The sequence below is a fragment of the Sulfitobacter sp. M368 genome (genome assembly GCF_025141875.1).
Taxonomy (GTDB): domain Bacteria; phylum Pseudomonadota; class Alphaproteobacteria; order Rhodobacterales; family Rhodobacteraceae; genus Sulfitobacter; species Sulfitobacter mediterraneus_A.
Window position 1 is genome coordinate 427,088 of sequence record NZ_CP081113.1, and the last position, 13,732, is coordinate 440,819.

11 protein-coding genes are annotated in these 13,732 nt (G+C 59.1%); 4 read left to right on the forward strand and 7 right to left on the reverse strand.

The window, feature by feature from the left end; translation table 11 throughout:
* Window positions 1-58 precede the first annotated feature (58 nt).
* Both mnmD and K3754_RS02095 read left to right on the forward strand, forming a co-directional pair.
* Entirely contained in the window at window positions 59-736 is a 678-nt protein-coding gene (mnmD, locus tag K3754_RS02090; protein ID WP_259940470.1) for a tRNA (5-methylaminomethyl-2-thiouridine)(34)-methyltransferase MnmD, read from the forward strand.
* Window positions 733-1,611 carry a DMT family transporter gene (locus K3754_RS02095; protein ID WP_259940472.1) on the forward strand — a complete coding sequence of 293 codons (879 nt, stop codon included), beginning with the start codon at window positions 733-735 and terminating at the stop codon, window positions 1,609-1,611. Before mnmD ends, K3754_RS02095 begins: the two co-directional genes overlap by 4 nt.
* On the opposite strand, the gene K3754_RS02100 is transcribed toward K3754_RS02095, so the two are convergent.
* On the reverse strand, window positions 1,567-3,540 hold the full coding sequence (locus K3754_RS02100) for a lytic transglycosylase domain-containing protein (RefSeq protein ID WP_259940474.1): 1,974 nt from the start codon (window positions 3,538-3,540) through the stop codon (window positions 1,567-1,569). The genes K3754_RS02095 and K3754_RS02100 overlap by 45 nt on opposite strands.
* Window positions 3,541-3,668: 128 nt before the next feature.
* Here K3754_RS02100 and dapA point away from each other — a divergent pair, with 128 nt between their 5' ends.
* Both dapA and K3754_RS02110 read left to right on the forward strand, forming a co-directional pair.
* Entirely contained in the window at window positions 3,669-4,544 is an 876-nt protein-coding gene (dapA, locus tag K3754_RS02105; RefSeq protein ID WP_203209260.1) for a 4-hydroxy-tetrahydrodipicolinate synthase, read from the forward strand.
* Window positions 4,545-4,643: 99 nt separating this feature from the next.
* Window positions 4,644-5,810: a M20 aminoacylase family protein gene (locus tag K3754_RS02110; RefSeq protein ID WP_259940479.1), complete on the forward strand. Its 1,167-nt coding sequence runs from the start codon at window positions 4,644-4,646 to the stop codon at window positions 5,808-5,810.
* Window positions 5,811-5,845: 35 nt separating this feature from the next.
* Here K3754_RS02110 and K3754_RS02115 read toward each other — a convergent pair whose 3' ends face one another.
* From K3754_RS02115 to xsc, 6 genes are all read right to left on the reverse strand, one after another.
* The gene (locus tag K3754_RS02115; RefSeq protein ID WP_259940481.1) at window positions 5,846-6,328 is read right to left on the reverse strand and encodes a GNAT family N-acetyltransferase; all 483 of its coding nucleotides are present in this window, start codon (window positions 6,326-6,328) and stop codon (window positions 5,846-5,848) included.
* Window positions 6,325-7,197 (reverse strand): DmsC/YnfH family molybdoenzyme membrane anchor subunit, encoded by an 873-nt coding sequence (locus K3754_RS02120; protein WP_259940484.1) that lies wholly within the window; start codon window positions 7,195-7,197, stop codon window positions 6,325-6,327. The genes K3754_RS02115 and K3754_RS02120 overlap by 4 nt, the downstream gene beginning before the upstream one ends.
* Complete coding sequence (locus tag K3754_RS02125) at window positions 7,197-7,943, reverse strand: 4Fe-4S dicluster domain-containing protein (RefSeq protein ID WP_203209256.1); 747 nt, start codon at window positions 7,941-7,943, stop codon at window positions 7,197-7,199. Before K3754_RS02125 ends, K3754_RS02120 begins: the two co-directional genes overlap by 1 nt.
* Before the next feature lie 79 nt (window positions 7,944-8,022).
* The gene (locus K3754_RS02130; RefSeq protein ID WP_259940488.1) at window positions 8,023-10,842 is read right to left on the reverse strand and encodes a molybdopterin oxidoreductase family protein; all 2,820 of its coding nucleotides are present in this window, start codon (window positions 10,840-10,842) and stop codon (window positions 8,023-8,025) included.
* Window positions 10,843-10,860: 18 nt separating this feature from the next.
* A complete protein-coding gene (gene pta, locus K3754_RS02135; RefSeq protein WP_259940491.1) occupies window positions 10,861-11,859 on the reverse strand; it encodes a phosphate acetyltransferase in 999 nt (332 codons plus the stop codon).
* Between the two features lie 40 nt (window positions 11,860-11,899).
* Window positions 11,900-13,678, reverse strand: a complete 1,779-nt coding sequence (gene xsc, locus K3754_RS02140; protein WP_203209253.1) for a sulfoacetaldehyde acetyltransferase — start codon at window positions 13,676-13,678, stop codon at window positions 11,900-11,902.
* Window positions 13,679-13,732 lie beyond the last annotated feature (54 nt).

The window sequence follows — 13,732 nt, forward strand, 5'->3', positions numbered from 1 at the left end:
CAAGCTCCGTTCCTTTGCGCAGTGTCGGCGCGTTGTCCTTCCCTTACTTGGTGTTGCCGTGCAGAACCAGACAGATCAGATCCTTTGGCGCGATGGCGAGGTGCCGGTTTCGACCCGCTTTGATGATCCGTTCTTCAGCCTTGAGAATGGTGTGGCCGAGACAGAGCATGTGTTTTTGGCAGGCAATGACCTGCCGGAGCGGTTCGTGGACGGCTTCCAGATTGCCGAGCTTGGTTTTGGCACCGGGCTGAATCTGCTGGTGGCTTGGGATGCTTTTGCATCCAGCGGCGTTGAGGGGCAGTTGCGCTTTACGAGTTTTGAGGCGTTTCCGATGTCGCCGGAAGATATGGCGCGGGCCCATGCTGCCTTTCCCGAGTTTGGCGGTAAACGCGATTTGTTGACCGCGGCCTGGACCGGGCAGGGCGGCGTGATTGACCTGCCGGGTGTGCGGGCGCAGGTCATCGTGGGGGACGCACGTGAAACACTTCCACGCTGGGATGGGATGGCCGATGCGTGGTTCTTGGACGGGTTTTCACCGGCCAAGAATCCCGAACTGTGGTCAGCAGATCTGATGGTGGCTGTGGGTATACATACGAAACCGTATGGAACAGCCGCAACCTACACCGCAGCAGGCTTTGTCCGGCGCGGCTTGGGCGATGCTGGCTTTGCGGTTGAGCGGGTTTCGGGATACGGGCGCAAGCGCCATATGACCCGCGCAAAGATGCAAACAGCATGAGCCAGTCCAACAATATTCCACTTGGCATCGCCTTGATGGTAGCCACCACCTTTGTGTTCGCGGTGCAGGATGGGCTGTCGCAGCATTTGGCGGGCGAATACAATGTTCTGATGGTCGTGATGATCCGCTATTGGTTCTTTGCGGCCTTTGTGATTGCCATTGCACGGCGCAGGTCGGGGGGCATTCGGGCGGCGGCCAAGACCCATCAACCGTTTCTGCAAACTCTGCGCGGCGTCCTGCTGGCAGCGGAAATTTGTGTTATGGTGGCGGCGTTTACGATCCTTGGCCTGGTGGAAAGCCATGCGGTGTTTACCTGCTATCCGCTCTTGGTTGCCGCGCTTTCTGGCCCGGTTCTGGGAGAGAAAGTCGGCTGGCGGCGCTGGGCGGCGATCGGAGTGGGCTTCATCGGGGTATTGATCATCTTGCAGCCGGGCATGTCGGTGTTTGACCCCGCGGCTGTGATCCCGCTTTTGTCTGCTACGATGTTCGCGGTCTATGGGTTGCTCACCCGCTATGTGTCTCGGCGTGACAGCACCGCCACCAGCTTCTTTTGGACGGGTGTGACCGGGGCCATTGCCATGACATTCGCTGGCGTATGGTTTTGGGAACCGATGGCCGCAACCGATTGGATGTTCATGGGGTGCCTCTGTGTTACGGGGGTCACCGGTCATTGGCTCTTGATCCGCTGTTACGAGGTGGCGGAGGCCAGCGCGGTGCAGCCCTTCGCCTATCTGCAACTGGTGTTTGCTGCGTTGATCGGGATCAGCTTTTTTGGGGAAACCATCCGCAACAACGTCGCCATTGGCGCAGGGCTGATCGTGGCGGCGGGGCTATTCACCTTTTGGCGCGAACGGCAAAAGCGTGCGGCCCACTAATTCTTCGGAAAACGGGATCGGTAGCGGGTCTTTGCCCAGCCGCGCCCGGTAAATCGGCAGACTTTCGGTGACGCGCATTACGTAGTTTTGGGTTTCACGGAACGGGATCATTTCGACCCAATCGACGATATCAATCTGACCTTTGCGCGGATCGCCGTAGGTGGCCATCCAGCGATCCGGCCTGCTGGGCCCGGCGTTGTATGCCGCCGCAACCATGGAGACATTGCCATCAAACCGCCCTGCCATCTGCGACAGATAGGCGGCACCAAGCCGGGCGTTGTGATCAGGATCTGCGGTCAACCGGTTCGTGGTGTGCAGGCCGGAGATGCCCAGATCAGAGGCAACATCGCGGGCGGTGGCGGGCATCAGCTGCATCAATCCTCGCGCGCCCGCGTGGCTGACCACTACAGGATCAAATTCACTTTCGCGGCGGGCGATGGCGAGGTTCATCTCGGGCGCCATTGGCAGGTCAAGTTCCAGCAGGGAATGCAGGGGGTAGTATGGCGCGGCAATCGTAAGCCCGCGTCTTGCTGCGCGTTTGCCGATCATCACCGCAAGATGCGGCTGGTTCAGATCTATGCCAGCTTGGCCCAGCTGCGCCAACCCGGCTTCATCCAGTTCATCTGCAAGATGCAGCCAGAACCGTTCGCCGAGTGACAGCTCACCCGACGCCTGTAGCAATATGCCAGCCTCGAACCGTGGGTCACTGGCGAAGGCTGCACCCCGCCAATCGGGTGGCGTTTCCGTGCCTGCGAGGCTGCTGTCAAACGGCAATCCGCCCCGCTCTGCGGCCAGCAACCCGTAGAAAGATGTCTGGTATTTCGCGCCCTCGGAATAGGCCCTTTGAGCGCCGTCCTTGTCTCCCATCGCCTCAAGCGCCCGGCCTTGCCAATATCCGGCACGCCCTTGCGAAATCGGCGATTGCACGGCGCTGTCGTGATTCATGAAATGTTGATGCGCCCGCGCTGGGTCTTTGAGGAACCTCAACGCCAGATAGCCGGACAACCATTCAAGATCGGCATAGTCGGATCCTTCGGTCAGGAAATGTTGCGATGCCAGTTGATAGGCCAGTTGACCATTGCCTGCCCGCATTTCGGACCGGGCCAGTGCACGTCGACGATTGCCCCATGCGGATGGTTTTCCCAAGGCCTTGGCGCTTGTGGATTGCGCAAGCAAGAGCTCCTTAGCCGATCCGCTGAGCCCCTTGCGAATGCGCCATTCGAAACGGTCATGTTGCAAGCCGGGATCGTTGGCGTGCTGGGGCGGCAGGGCATCTATCAACTTGTTCACCTCACGCGATAGCCGCTGCAGCGCGATGCGCGTTTCGGCGAGGGCGACCCTATCTGTGCTCACCAGATCAAACATCCGGCGGGCGGCGTCATGTTTGCGTTGCCACAGCAAGGCCTCCAATCGCGCATTGTGATGGGGCTTGAGCAAGGTGGCATGTTCCGCGAGGAACAGGATTTGCGCAGGGCGATCCATGTCCATGCGCTGCCAAGCTTGGATCAACAGAGCCTCGGCCCTGTCCTTTTTATCACTGCGGCTCAGCGCCCCAGCGTAGGCCAGCACGCCCAGCGGGGTTTGCGGCGGGTGGTCTTTGAAGAACTTCAGGATATTTGGGTCGCCTTGCCCGATAACCACGGCTTCGGATTGCTTGCGAAGATATGCCTCTCCGGGCCAATTGGTTCGGCGGGTCAGAAAATCCACAATTTCTGTGTAGGTGCCGCGCCCGGCACGCAGGTAATGCCAGGTGATAATGTCGGCGGCTATTTGCCCATCACGGACCGCGATCCGGCTTGCGTTGTCCCAATTACCGCTGCGCATCGCCTCAAGCGCTTTGGCCAAGGGGCGGGGCCGCTCGGCCAAAGCAGGCACAGCAAGCATAAAAACAAGCGCGAAGAGCGTCAGAATGCGTGTCATTGCTTGCATTTCCCATGGGTCAGAGGCTAGAGCCTTGAAACATATACCGTGGCGCACCGTAATCAAATCACACCCGCGCCAATGGTCATTCAGAAGTTCGGCAATTCTGCCGGCCAGCACAACAAAGGAGCGTGCACATGTTTACAGGTTCTATGCCTGCCCTCGTCACGCCGTTTCGCAACGGCGAGCTGGATCTGGAGACCTTGAAGAAACTCGTGGAGTGGCACATCGGCGAAGGCAGTGATGGCCTTGTCCCTGTTGGCACTACCGGCGAATCGCCGACCCTGACCCACCGTGAGCATGAGATTGTCGTGGAAGAGGTGGTCAAAGCTGCCGCAGGCCGGGTTCCGGTCATTGCCGGTGCTGGGTCCAACAACACCACCGAAAGCATCCGTTTGGCCCGTCATGCAGAATCTGTTGGCGCCGATGCGGTTCTGGTCGTGACGCCCTATTACAACAAGCCAACCCAGCGCGGCCTGATCGCGCATTTTACCGCGGTGCATGATTGCTGCAACTTGCCCGTAATCATCTACAATATCCCCGGCCGGTCCGTGGTGGATATGACGCCAGCAACCATGGGCGAATTGGCCAAGCTGCCGCGCATTGTAGGTGTAAAAGACGCCACCGGTGATCTGGCGCGGGTCTGTGACCAGCGTCTGACCTGCGGTCCTGATTTTATCCAGTTGTCCGGTGAAGATGCCACGGCCCACGGGTTTAATGCCCAAGGTGGTACCGGCTGTATTTCGGTCACTGCGAACGTGGCACCTGCGATGCTGGCCAAGATGCAGGCGGCCTGCGCAGCCGGCGATTATCGCGCTGCGCTTGATATTCAGGACCGGCTGATGCCCCTGCACAAAGCCATATTTACAGAGCCGGGTTTGGTGGGCGTGAAATACGCCATGTCCAAGCTTGATCTTTGCTCGGACGAGGTGCGCTTGCCACTGACAGCCCTGTCGGATGAGACTAAGGTGCTGGTCGATGACGCGATGCGCCATGCGGGTTTGACGAATTAATTTTGGCTAAATGGCGGGGTAAACCCCGCCCTTCGGTTCCGGGTTGCGGTTTGCTGGGCTTCGCCCCACCATGCGTTGAAAACAACCCGGAGCCTATTCATGAATATTTTGCCCACCATCGCCGACAGCGTCCCCGAGCTGGAGGACATCTTTCGCGATCTTCATGCTCATCCCGAGATTGGTTTTACCGAAGTGCGCACCAGCGGCATCGTGGCGGAAAAGCTGCGCAGCTATGGTGTGGACGAGGTGCATGAAGGTTTGGGCAAAACGGGTGTTGTCGGGATCATTCGTGGCAAGGGGCAAGGCAATCGCCGTGTCGGTCTTCGGGCCGACATGGATGCGCTGCCGATACAGGAAGCGACGGGTCTTCCCTATGCCTCAAAGAATGACGGTGTGATGCATGCTTGTGGGCATGACAGCCATACCACGATGCTGTTGGGCGCAGCCAAACATCTGGCCGCAACGCGGGATTTTGACGGGACAGCGGTGGTGGTGTTTCAGCCTGCCGAAGAGGGGCTTGGCGGGGCCAAACAGATGCTGGCGGATGGTTTGTTCGAACAATTCCCCTGTGATGAGATTTTCGGGATGCACAACCATCCCAATGGCAAGCCCGGCAAAGTGGGGATCTGTAAGGGCCAAGCGATGGCCGGAGCGGCGTTTTTTGACATTCACATAAAGGGCAAAGGCAGCCATGCGGCCAAGCCGAGCGATTCCCGTGACGCATTGATCATTGCGGCGTCACTGGCCAGCGAGATGCAAACCATCCTCAGCCGCAATATTCCCGCGCAAGAGGTTCTGGTGATGTCGATCACGCAAATCCACTCGGGATCGGCTTATAACGTGGTGCCAGAGACCGCCACTTTGGCGGGCACGGTCCGGTACTTTGCGGATGAGATGTACGAATTGGCCGCATCGCGGATGCAGGCCTTGTGTGATGGTTTTGCCATCGCTCATGGGGTTGAGATCACACTTGATTTGCGGTCGGTCTTTGACGTTCTGATCAATGATGACGAACTGTCGGATGTCTATATGCAGGCGGCGGGTGATATTGTCGGGGTTGAGAACCTTGACCCGCATGCTCCGCCTGTCACTGGGTCAGAGGATTTTGCTGATATGCTGCGGGTCGTACCGGGGGCCTATTGCACGGTTGGTCATGGCGGTACCGCGCCGCTGCACAATCCCGAATATGTTCTGGATACCTCAATCCTGCCCGTGGGCGCGTCAATAATGGCGCGTGTGGTTGAGGTGCGTTTGCCACTGTCGTGAGGGTTGGTTGCGGAGGTGGCGGGGTGAACCCCGCCCTACGCCGCTGGAAGCAGCGCCAATTCCATTTGCGGCAGAACCCGTCCGGGAATGGAGCCTGAGGGAACCTCGCGGACGGTTTTGAACCCCATCGCCTCGTAAAATGGCACCGCTGCCGGATCGGCGTCCAGCTTGAGCAGCAACAGGCCTTGCGCCCTTGCGGCGGCTTGGACCACCTGCCAAAGGGCGCGGCCCACGCCCTGCCTTTTGGCGTCCGGATCAATAAAGAAGGTCGATATTGTGCCAGCGCCCGTGGCTGCATCCGGATCGAGGGTGACGCAGCCGCGCAGATTGCCCTGCGCTTCAGCCACCCAGAAATTACCCTTCTCTATGCGCGCAGGCGTGACGCGCAGTTCATCCGCGCAGGCCGCCATGAAGGCATCGTCATAGCCGTTGGATTGTTTGGACCGCATCACCAAAGCGGTGAGCGTGTCAGCCTCCTCCGAACGGGCCAGGCGCAGGTTGAGTTCCATGGCTGTCATCGTTTGCCGTAGTAGAGGCCAACCACATGTTCGGCCTCGGCAAAGAACAACCAACGGGCCGTCAACACCCCGGCCACATGGGCCAAAACGGCGATGATCGCCAGCAGGTGATTGAACGGCAGCAAAAGCAGAACCACCGGCAGCACGGCCATCAATGCAATCGCAATGAGTCGCAGTTTTTGTGCGTGCTTGCGGCCAATCACATGCACAAATTCCCGCAGCAGATAGTTGGTGCCGGTGTGCGGCGGCTCAAAGGCGCGAGGGGTGCCGATGTGACCCAATTGGGTTGCGCTGGCCAGATCGCTGCCCGAGCTGCCAAAGGCCTTGTCGCCCATTATCCAAGTTGCAGCCTGGATCAGGCCGGACACCACCAGCAATCCAATAGCCCATGTGACCTGCCCTGCCAAAAGGGCACCGCCCGCGATGCTCAGAGACAGGAAATTGGCAGGGGTCAGAGGCATGTTCCAACGCGGAACTGTCTTGAGTTGGGCATAGATCATCGAGGTGGTGAACACTGTCCCAAGGGCAAACACCGCCCCGATAATCCCCAAAAGGGTCCAACGGCTGTCAAAGAACACAAGGCCAATGCCGTAAACCGCCAGGATGATCAGCGCCAGAACCGCACACCAGCCTTCACGGCTGAGCCAGCTGCTGCGCCATTGGGTGAAGGCCTTGAGCGCCCGTTCGGGATGACCGAGGTGGAAAGTAGAGGAGATCAACCCGCCCACCGCCAGCAGATAGGCGATGGTGAAAAAGGCAAAGGCGGAAAAGCCTGTAACGGTCGGAATGCCAAGGCCAAGCCAGAACAGCAGTCCAAAGCCCAGCCCGGAGAAGGTCGAGAAAAAGATAACAGAAGGGGCCGGATGCATCAGAGTTTCTCCAGTGTTTTGTCGAGCCAGCCAAGAAAGCCTTTCGGCTCTTGCGCCACGGGTTCCAGGAAGGGCGCCAGAACATCAAATTCGGGCAGCGCATCCTTGGGGCGGGGCGGCAGGTATTTGTTCACAGGTTTGGTGCCCTGTTCCGGCATCAGATCAACACCGCCGCGTTCCGCAACCAATTGGCTGACGGCGCTGCCGGGATCGCCGAGATCACCGAAATGCCGCGCACCGGCAGGGCAGGTGCGCACGCAGGACGGGACGCGGTCCACCTCGGGCAGGTTTTCATTATAGATCCGGTCCACGCAAAGGGTGCATTTTTTCATCACCTTCTCTTCCTGATCCATTTCGCGGGCGCCGTATGGGCAGGCCCAGGCGCAAAGGCCGCAACCGATACAATCGCTTTCGTTGACCAACACAATGCCGTCCTCGACACGTTTGTAGCTGGCGCCGGTGGGGCAGACCGTGACGCAGGGGGCGTCTTCGCAGTGCAGGCATGACTTTGGGAAGTGGATCAGTTGGGCGTGACCCTCGGCCGGCTGGATCTCGTAGGAATGCACCCGGTTGAGGAAGGTGCCGGATGGATCAGCGCCATAGGGATCTTGATCAGACAGGGGCGCGCCATAGTTTTCGGTGTTCCAGCCTTTGCAGGAAATCACACAGGCGTGGCAGCCGACACAGGTGTCCAGATCAATGACGAGGCCGAGTTTCTTGTCGGTGTGTTGAGGCAGGGTTGTCATATGCGGCGCTCCTGTTGGATGTCGAACCGGGGGCCAGCCCCCGGACCCCCGGAATATTTAAGGCCAAAAAGGGAGAGGATCATTTGCCCACCTTCCATGCCAGCTTGTCTGGACCCTGACCTACGGGGGAATTGATCGGCGGATATTCAGGCCGCGATTGTTTTGGCGCCTCAGCCTTTTCGATACGGACCTTAAGATCGAACCAAGCGGCCTGACCTGTAATCGGGTCGGAGTTGGCCCAGCGCATGCCGTCGCCTTTGGGCGGCAGCAATTCATGGATCAGATGGTTGAGCAGAAAGCCTTTGGTGGCCTCTGGTGCGTCTTTGTCCAACGCCCATGCGCCTTTGCGTTTGCCAATGGCGTTCCAGGTCCAGACCGTGTTGTCGTTGAGGGCCGCCATTTCCATCACCGGTACGGTGATTTCGCCGTGGGGGGAGGAGACCCGCGCCCAATCGCCATCAGACAAATCATGCTGGCGCATCAGCTTGGTAGGCAGGTACAGCGGGTTGTGGCCGTGCAACTGGCGCAGCCAAGCGTTTTGCGACCCCCACGAGTGGTACATTGCCATGGGGCGTTGGGTCAGGGCGTTGACGGTAAAGCCTTCGTTGCCCTGCTGGTCGGTTTCGTACCAGATCGGCAGCGGCGACATCGTGTGTTTGATCCGCTCGCGCAGGTGGTCGGGTGGTTGAATGTCTCCGTGGCCTTCTGCAGCCAGTTGGAACTTGCGCATCGGCTCGACGTAGAGGTTGAACAGATAGGGTTGCGGCGCGTCATAGAGGCCCATGCCCACGGCCCAATCCTGATAGGCGCGGTTCCACGGTTTGTAGTAGTTGGCGCCCTCGGGGATGTGTTCGACAAAGAAACCGCCGTTCTCGATGTAATTGTCGATCTGGCTTTCGTTGACGCCGCCGCGCCCCGATTGCAGGCCGTTTTCGCCCATGCGCCAGCCGGCCAAGGGGCCAATGCCGGGGCGGCGTTCGTGGTTGGTGATGTAGTCGGCATAATCTGCGTATTTCTGGCTGCCGTCATCGTTGACAAAGCCGGGCAGACCCAGTTTTGCGCCCAGATCACAAAGCGCGGACTGGAAGCCTTTCACATTCCGGTCCGGCTCCACCACCGGCCAGCGAATGGCATCCGCCGCCGCGTCCGCCTCGCAGATCGGGCGGTCCAGCAACGAGATACAATCGTGCCGTTCTAGATATGTCGTATCGGGCAGGATCAGATCGGCATAGGCGACCATCTCCGACGAATAGGCATCGGAATAGATGATATGGGGGATCACGTAATCGCCGTTTTCATCCTTGTCCGTCAGCATCTCCATCACGCCGCCGGTGTTCATCGAGGAGTTCCACGACATATTTGCCATGTACATGAACAATGTGTCGATCTTGTAGGGATCACCGGCATGGGCGTTCGAGATCACCATATGCATCAGCCCGTGGGACGACATTGGGTTGTCCCAAGTGAAGGCCTTGTCGATGCGGGCGGCGGTGCCGTCGGGTTTCAGCGCGAGGTCTTCGGGACCGTGTACAAAGCCAAGGTGCGGACCATTCAGCGGTGCGCCGGGGGTCATGCCCACATGGGGTTTAGGGTGTGCCTTGGCAGGTTTTGGATAGGGTGGCTTGAAGCGAAAACCGCCAGGCACTTCGACCGTGCCAAGGAGGATTTGCAGCACATGCAAGGCGCGGCAAGTTTGAAAGCCATTGGCGTGAGCGGAGATCCCGCGCATCGCGTGAAAGGACACAGGGCGGCCCGTCATGGTCTGATGCTTTTCACCGCGGAAGTCGGTCCATTCGTGATCAAGCTCGAACGCTTCTTCAAAGGCGACGCGGGCCAATTCTGCAGCGATGGCGCGGATGCGCCCCGCGGGGATACCAACGCGGTCTGCCACGGCTTCGGGGGTGTAATCGTCAGACAGGTATTGATCGGCCATTTGGTGGAACACCGGGCGGTGTGTCACTCCTTTGGCGCGGTGGGTTGCGGCAAGATCGGGTTTGACACCGGGTTGGTCAAAGGGGGTCAGCTTGCCCGTGGCGCGGTCGATGACAAGTTCCTTGCCATTCTTATCTCGCAGGAAAAGGCCAAACTCGGGCGACTTCTCATCGCCATTCACCAACACCGGCGCGTCGGTGTATTGGGCCAGATAATTCAGGTCGATCTTGCCCGCTTTCATCAGGCAATGGATCATCGACAGGATAAACAGCCCATCGGTGCCTGGCGTGATACCGACCCAGTCATCCGCAACGGCGTTGTAGCCGGTGCGGATCGGGTTCACACCGATGACGCGCGCGCCGCGTTGCTTGATCTTGCCCAGACCCATCTTGATCGGGTTGGAATCATGGTCTTCGGCCACACCGAAAAGCATGAATAGTTTGGTGTGGTCCCAATCCGGCTGGCCAAACTCCCAAAATGCACCGCCCATGGTGTAAATGCCGGCAGCGGCCATATTGACCGAACAGAACCCGCCGTGAGCCGCATAATTGGGCGTGCCAAAGGCCTGTGCCCAAAGGCTGGTGAAGGATTGCGATTGATCGCGGCCGGTGAAGAACGCCAGCTTTTCGGGGTTGTCCTTGCGGATCGGCTCAAGCCAATCGGCGGCGATTTGGTAGGCTTCGTCCCAACTGATCTCTTCGAACTCGCCGGACCCGCGCGGACCAACCCGCTTGAGCGGTGATTTGAGCCGCGATGGCGCGTTGTGCTGCATGATGCCAGCCGAACCTTTGGCGCACAAAACACCCTGGTTCACCGGATGGTCGCGGTTGCCCTCGATATAGGCGACCTTGCCGTCCTTCAAATGCACGTTGATGCCACAGCGGCAGGCGCACATGTAACAGGTGGTTTTACGGACCTCGTCTGACACATGCGGGCTCAGGTCGATCACGGGCTGTTTTTGTGTCATGGAATTTCCTGTTTGATCTTAAGAGGTTGCCTGAAGGGTGGTCACGGCAATCATGTTTGTAACGTCCTGTGCGGTGCACCCGCGAGACAAATCGTTGGCGGGTTTGGACAGGCCTTGCAACACGGGTCCGATGGCATCCGCACCGCCGATGCGTTGGGCGATCTTATAGCCGATATTGCCCGCATCAAGGTTGGGGAAGATCATCACGTTGGCATGGCCCGCGACGGAAGATCCCGGCGCTTTGGTTGCGCCGACCTCCGGAACAAAAGCGGCGTCGAACTGCAATTCACCGTCGGCGGGGAGGTTTGGATGATCTCGTTTCAAGATCTCAACCGCGTCGCTGACTTTGGTGACGGCGGGATGGCGGGCACTGCCCTTGGTTGAAAACGACAGTAGCGCCACCTTGGGGGCATCGCCAAGCAGTTGTCTGCACGAGGCGGCCGAGGCCACTGCGATCGCGGCAAGCTCTTCGGCGGTTGGATCAATGACAAGTCCGCAATCTCCGAAAATCATTGCGCTGCGGCCTGATGGATGCCCCATTGGCAAGGCCATCAGGAAAAAGCTGGAAACCAGGGGGGCATCTTTGGCTTTGCCGATGATCTGCAGCGCGGCGCGCACGGTTTCGGACGTGGTCGCAACCGCCCCGCCAACAGTGCCATCCGCATGGCCATTGCGCACCATCATGGCGGCAAATACCAATGGATCACGCGCTTGGGCGGCGGCGATGTCTTTGCTGACGCCTTTGTGTTTGCGCAGATCAAAATAGGTTTGGGCGAATTCTCCCGTGAGGGCCGAAGTTAGCGGATCTTCCACTGCGATGTTGGCACCAGCCGCGACGCCAGCGTCGGCCAGTTGAGCCAGCACGTCTGCCATCGGCCCGACCAGTGTGATCCGGGCAATCCCGGCTCGCACGGCAGAAACGGCGCCGGCCACGACCCGTGGGTCGTGGCCTTCGCTGAGCACGATATGGGCAGGCCGGGCGGCAGCGCGGTCTTGCAGACCTTGCAGCACTCTCATGGCTTGCCCATTCGTTTATGTTGCCAATGTGGCATTCAGATCATGCACCCGCTTGCGGGCGCATGTCGTCGCGGCTGATGCCCGCCACCGAGACAGGTTTTTTCATCGCGTCGCGGCGGAATGGCTCACCTAATTCCTGGTTCAGCAACACCTCGATGAATGTGGTTTTGCCGTCGTTCATCTGGGCCTTGATCGCCTTGTCCAATGCGTCAGTCAATTCGTCCATACCGGAGACCTGAACGCCCAGAACGCCGCAGGCCTTTGCAATGGCGGAATAGTCCACATCCTGCGCCAGTTCGGTGCCGACAAAGTTGTCGTCGAACCAAAGAGTCGTGTTCCGCTTTTCCGCGCCCCACTGATAGTTACGGAAGATCACCATGGTGATTGGTGGCCAGTCATCGCGGCTGACCGATACCATTTCGTTCATCGAGATGCCGAATGCACCGTCACCGGCAAAGCCGACAACCGGAACATCCGGACAGCCCACCTTGGCGCCAGCAATGGCAGGGAAGCCGTATCCGCAAGGACCGAAGAGGCCGGGTGCGAGGTATTTGCGGCCCGCTTCGAAGGTTGGATAGGCGTTGCCGATGGCACAGTTGTTGCCGATGTCGGAGGAAATGATCGCATCCTTAGGCAAGGCCGACTGGATCGCGCGCCATGCCATCCGCGGGGACATTTTGCCCGGTTCACGGCTGCGTGCGCGTTCGTTCCATGTGGTGCCCGGATCGTCATCCTCGTGATCCATGGAGGTCAGTTCCTGCGCCCAGGCGGACTTGGTTGTGCTGATCAGGTTCTTACGATCTGCGCGGCCTGTATCACCTGCATCATCGGCCAGTTTTGACAGGATGCTGTTCGCGACTTTCTTGGCGTCGCCAACGATACCGACAGTGACCTTCTTGGTCAGGCCAATCCGGTCGGGGTTAATGTCCACCTGAATGATTTTGGCGTCGGTGGGCCAATAATCGATGCCATAGCCGGGCAGGGTCGAGAACGGGTTCAAACGGGTGCCAAGCGCCAGGACAACATCCGCTTTGGAAATCAGTTCCATCGCGGCCTTGGACCCGTTGTAGCCCAAAGGACCAACCGACAGCGGGTGCGAGCCGGGGAATGCATCGTTGTGCTGATAACCGCAGCAGACAGGCGCATCCAGTCGTTCAGCCAGTGCCTTGGAGGCGTCGATTGCGCCGCCGATGACGACACCTGCACCGTTCAGAATGACTGGGAATTTGGCTTCGGACAGCAGCTTGGCCGCGTCGTCGATGGCCTGTTCGCCGCCGGAGGGGCGTTCAAATTCCACAATCGCAGGCAATTCGATGTCGATCACCTGTGTCCAGAAATCGCGCGGGATGTTGATCTGGGCCGGGGCGCTGGCGCGTTTGGCCTGAATAATAACGCGGTTCAGGGTCTCGGCGATCCGCGAAGGATCGCGGACCTCTTCTTGATAGGCGACCATGTCTTCGAAGAGGGCCATTTGCTCCACTTCCTGGAAACCGCCCTGACCGATGGTTTTGTTCGCGGCCTGAGGTGTAACCAGCAGCAGCGGCGTGTGGTTCCAATAGGCAGTTTTTACGGGCGTGACAAAATTGGTGATGCCGGGGCCATTCTGCGCAACCATCATCGACACCTTGCCAGTCGCGCGGGTGTAACCGTCCGCCATCATGCCGGCGTTGCATTCGTGGGCGCAGTCAAAAAACTTGATGCCCGCAGCCGGGAACAGGTCGGAAATGGGCATCATCGCAGAGCCGATGATCCCAAAGGCATTGTCGATGCCGTGCATCTGAAGAACTTTTACAAATGCTTCTTCGGTGGTCATTTTCATGGCGGTTCATCCTTAGGATTGGTGGAGCGGGGCGAATCCCGTAATTTGCTGTTT

Bases quoted from the DNA above. Each gene is read 5' to 3' on its own strand.
- K3754_RS02095 (WP_259940472.1), top strand. From the start codon at position 733: ATGAGCCAGTCCAACAATATTCCACTTGGCATCGCCTTGATGGTAGCC.
- K3754_RS02100 (WP_259940474.1), bottom strand. From the start codon at position 3,540: ATGCAAGCAATGACACGCATTCTGACGCTCTTCGCGCTTGTTTTTATG.
- dapA (WP_203209260.1), top strand. From the start codon at position 3,669: ATGTTTACAGGTTCTATGCCTGCCCTCGTCACGCCGTTTCGCAACGGC.
- K3754_RS02110 (WP_259940479.1), top strand. From the start codon at position 4,644: ATGAATATTTTGCCCACCATCGCCGACAGCGTCCCCGAGCTGGAGGAC.
- K3754_RS02115 (WP_259940481.1), bottom strand. From the start codon at position 6,328: ATGACAGCCATGGAACTCAACCTGCGCCTGGCCCGTTCGGAGGAGGCT.
- K3754_RS02120 (WP_259940484.1), bottom strand. From the start codon at position 7,197: ATGCATCCGGCCCCTTCTGTTATCTTTTTCTCGACCTTCTCCGGGCTG.
- K3754_RS02125 (WP_203209256.1), bottom strand. From the start codon at position 7,943: ATGACAACCCTGCCTCAACACACCGACAAGAAACTCGGCCTCGTCATT.
- K3754_RS02130 (WP_259940488.1), bottom strand. From the start codon at position 10,842: ATGACACAAAAACAGCCCGTGATCGACCTGAGCCCGCATGTGTCAGAC.
- pta (WP_259940491.1), bottom strand. From the start codon at position 11,859: ATGAGAGTGCTGCAAGGTCTGCAAGACCGCGCTGCCGCCCGGCCTGCC.
- xsc (WP_203209253.1), bottom strand. From the start codon at position 13,678: ATGAAAATGACCACCGAAGAAGCATTTGTAAAAGTTCTTCAGATGCAC.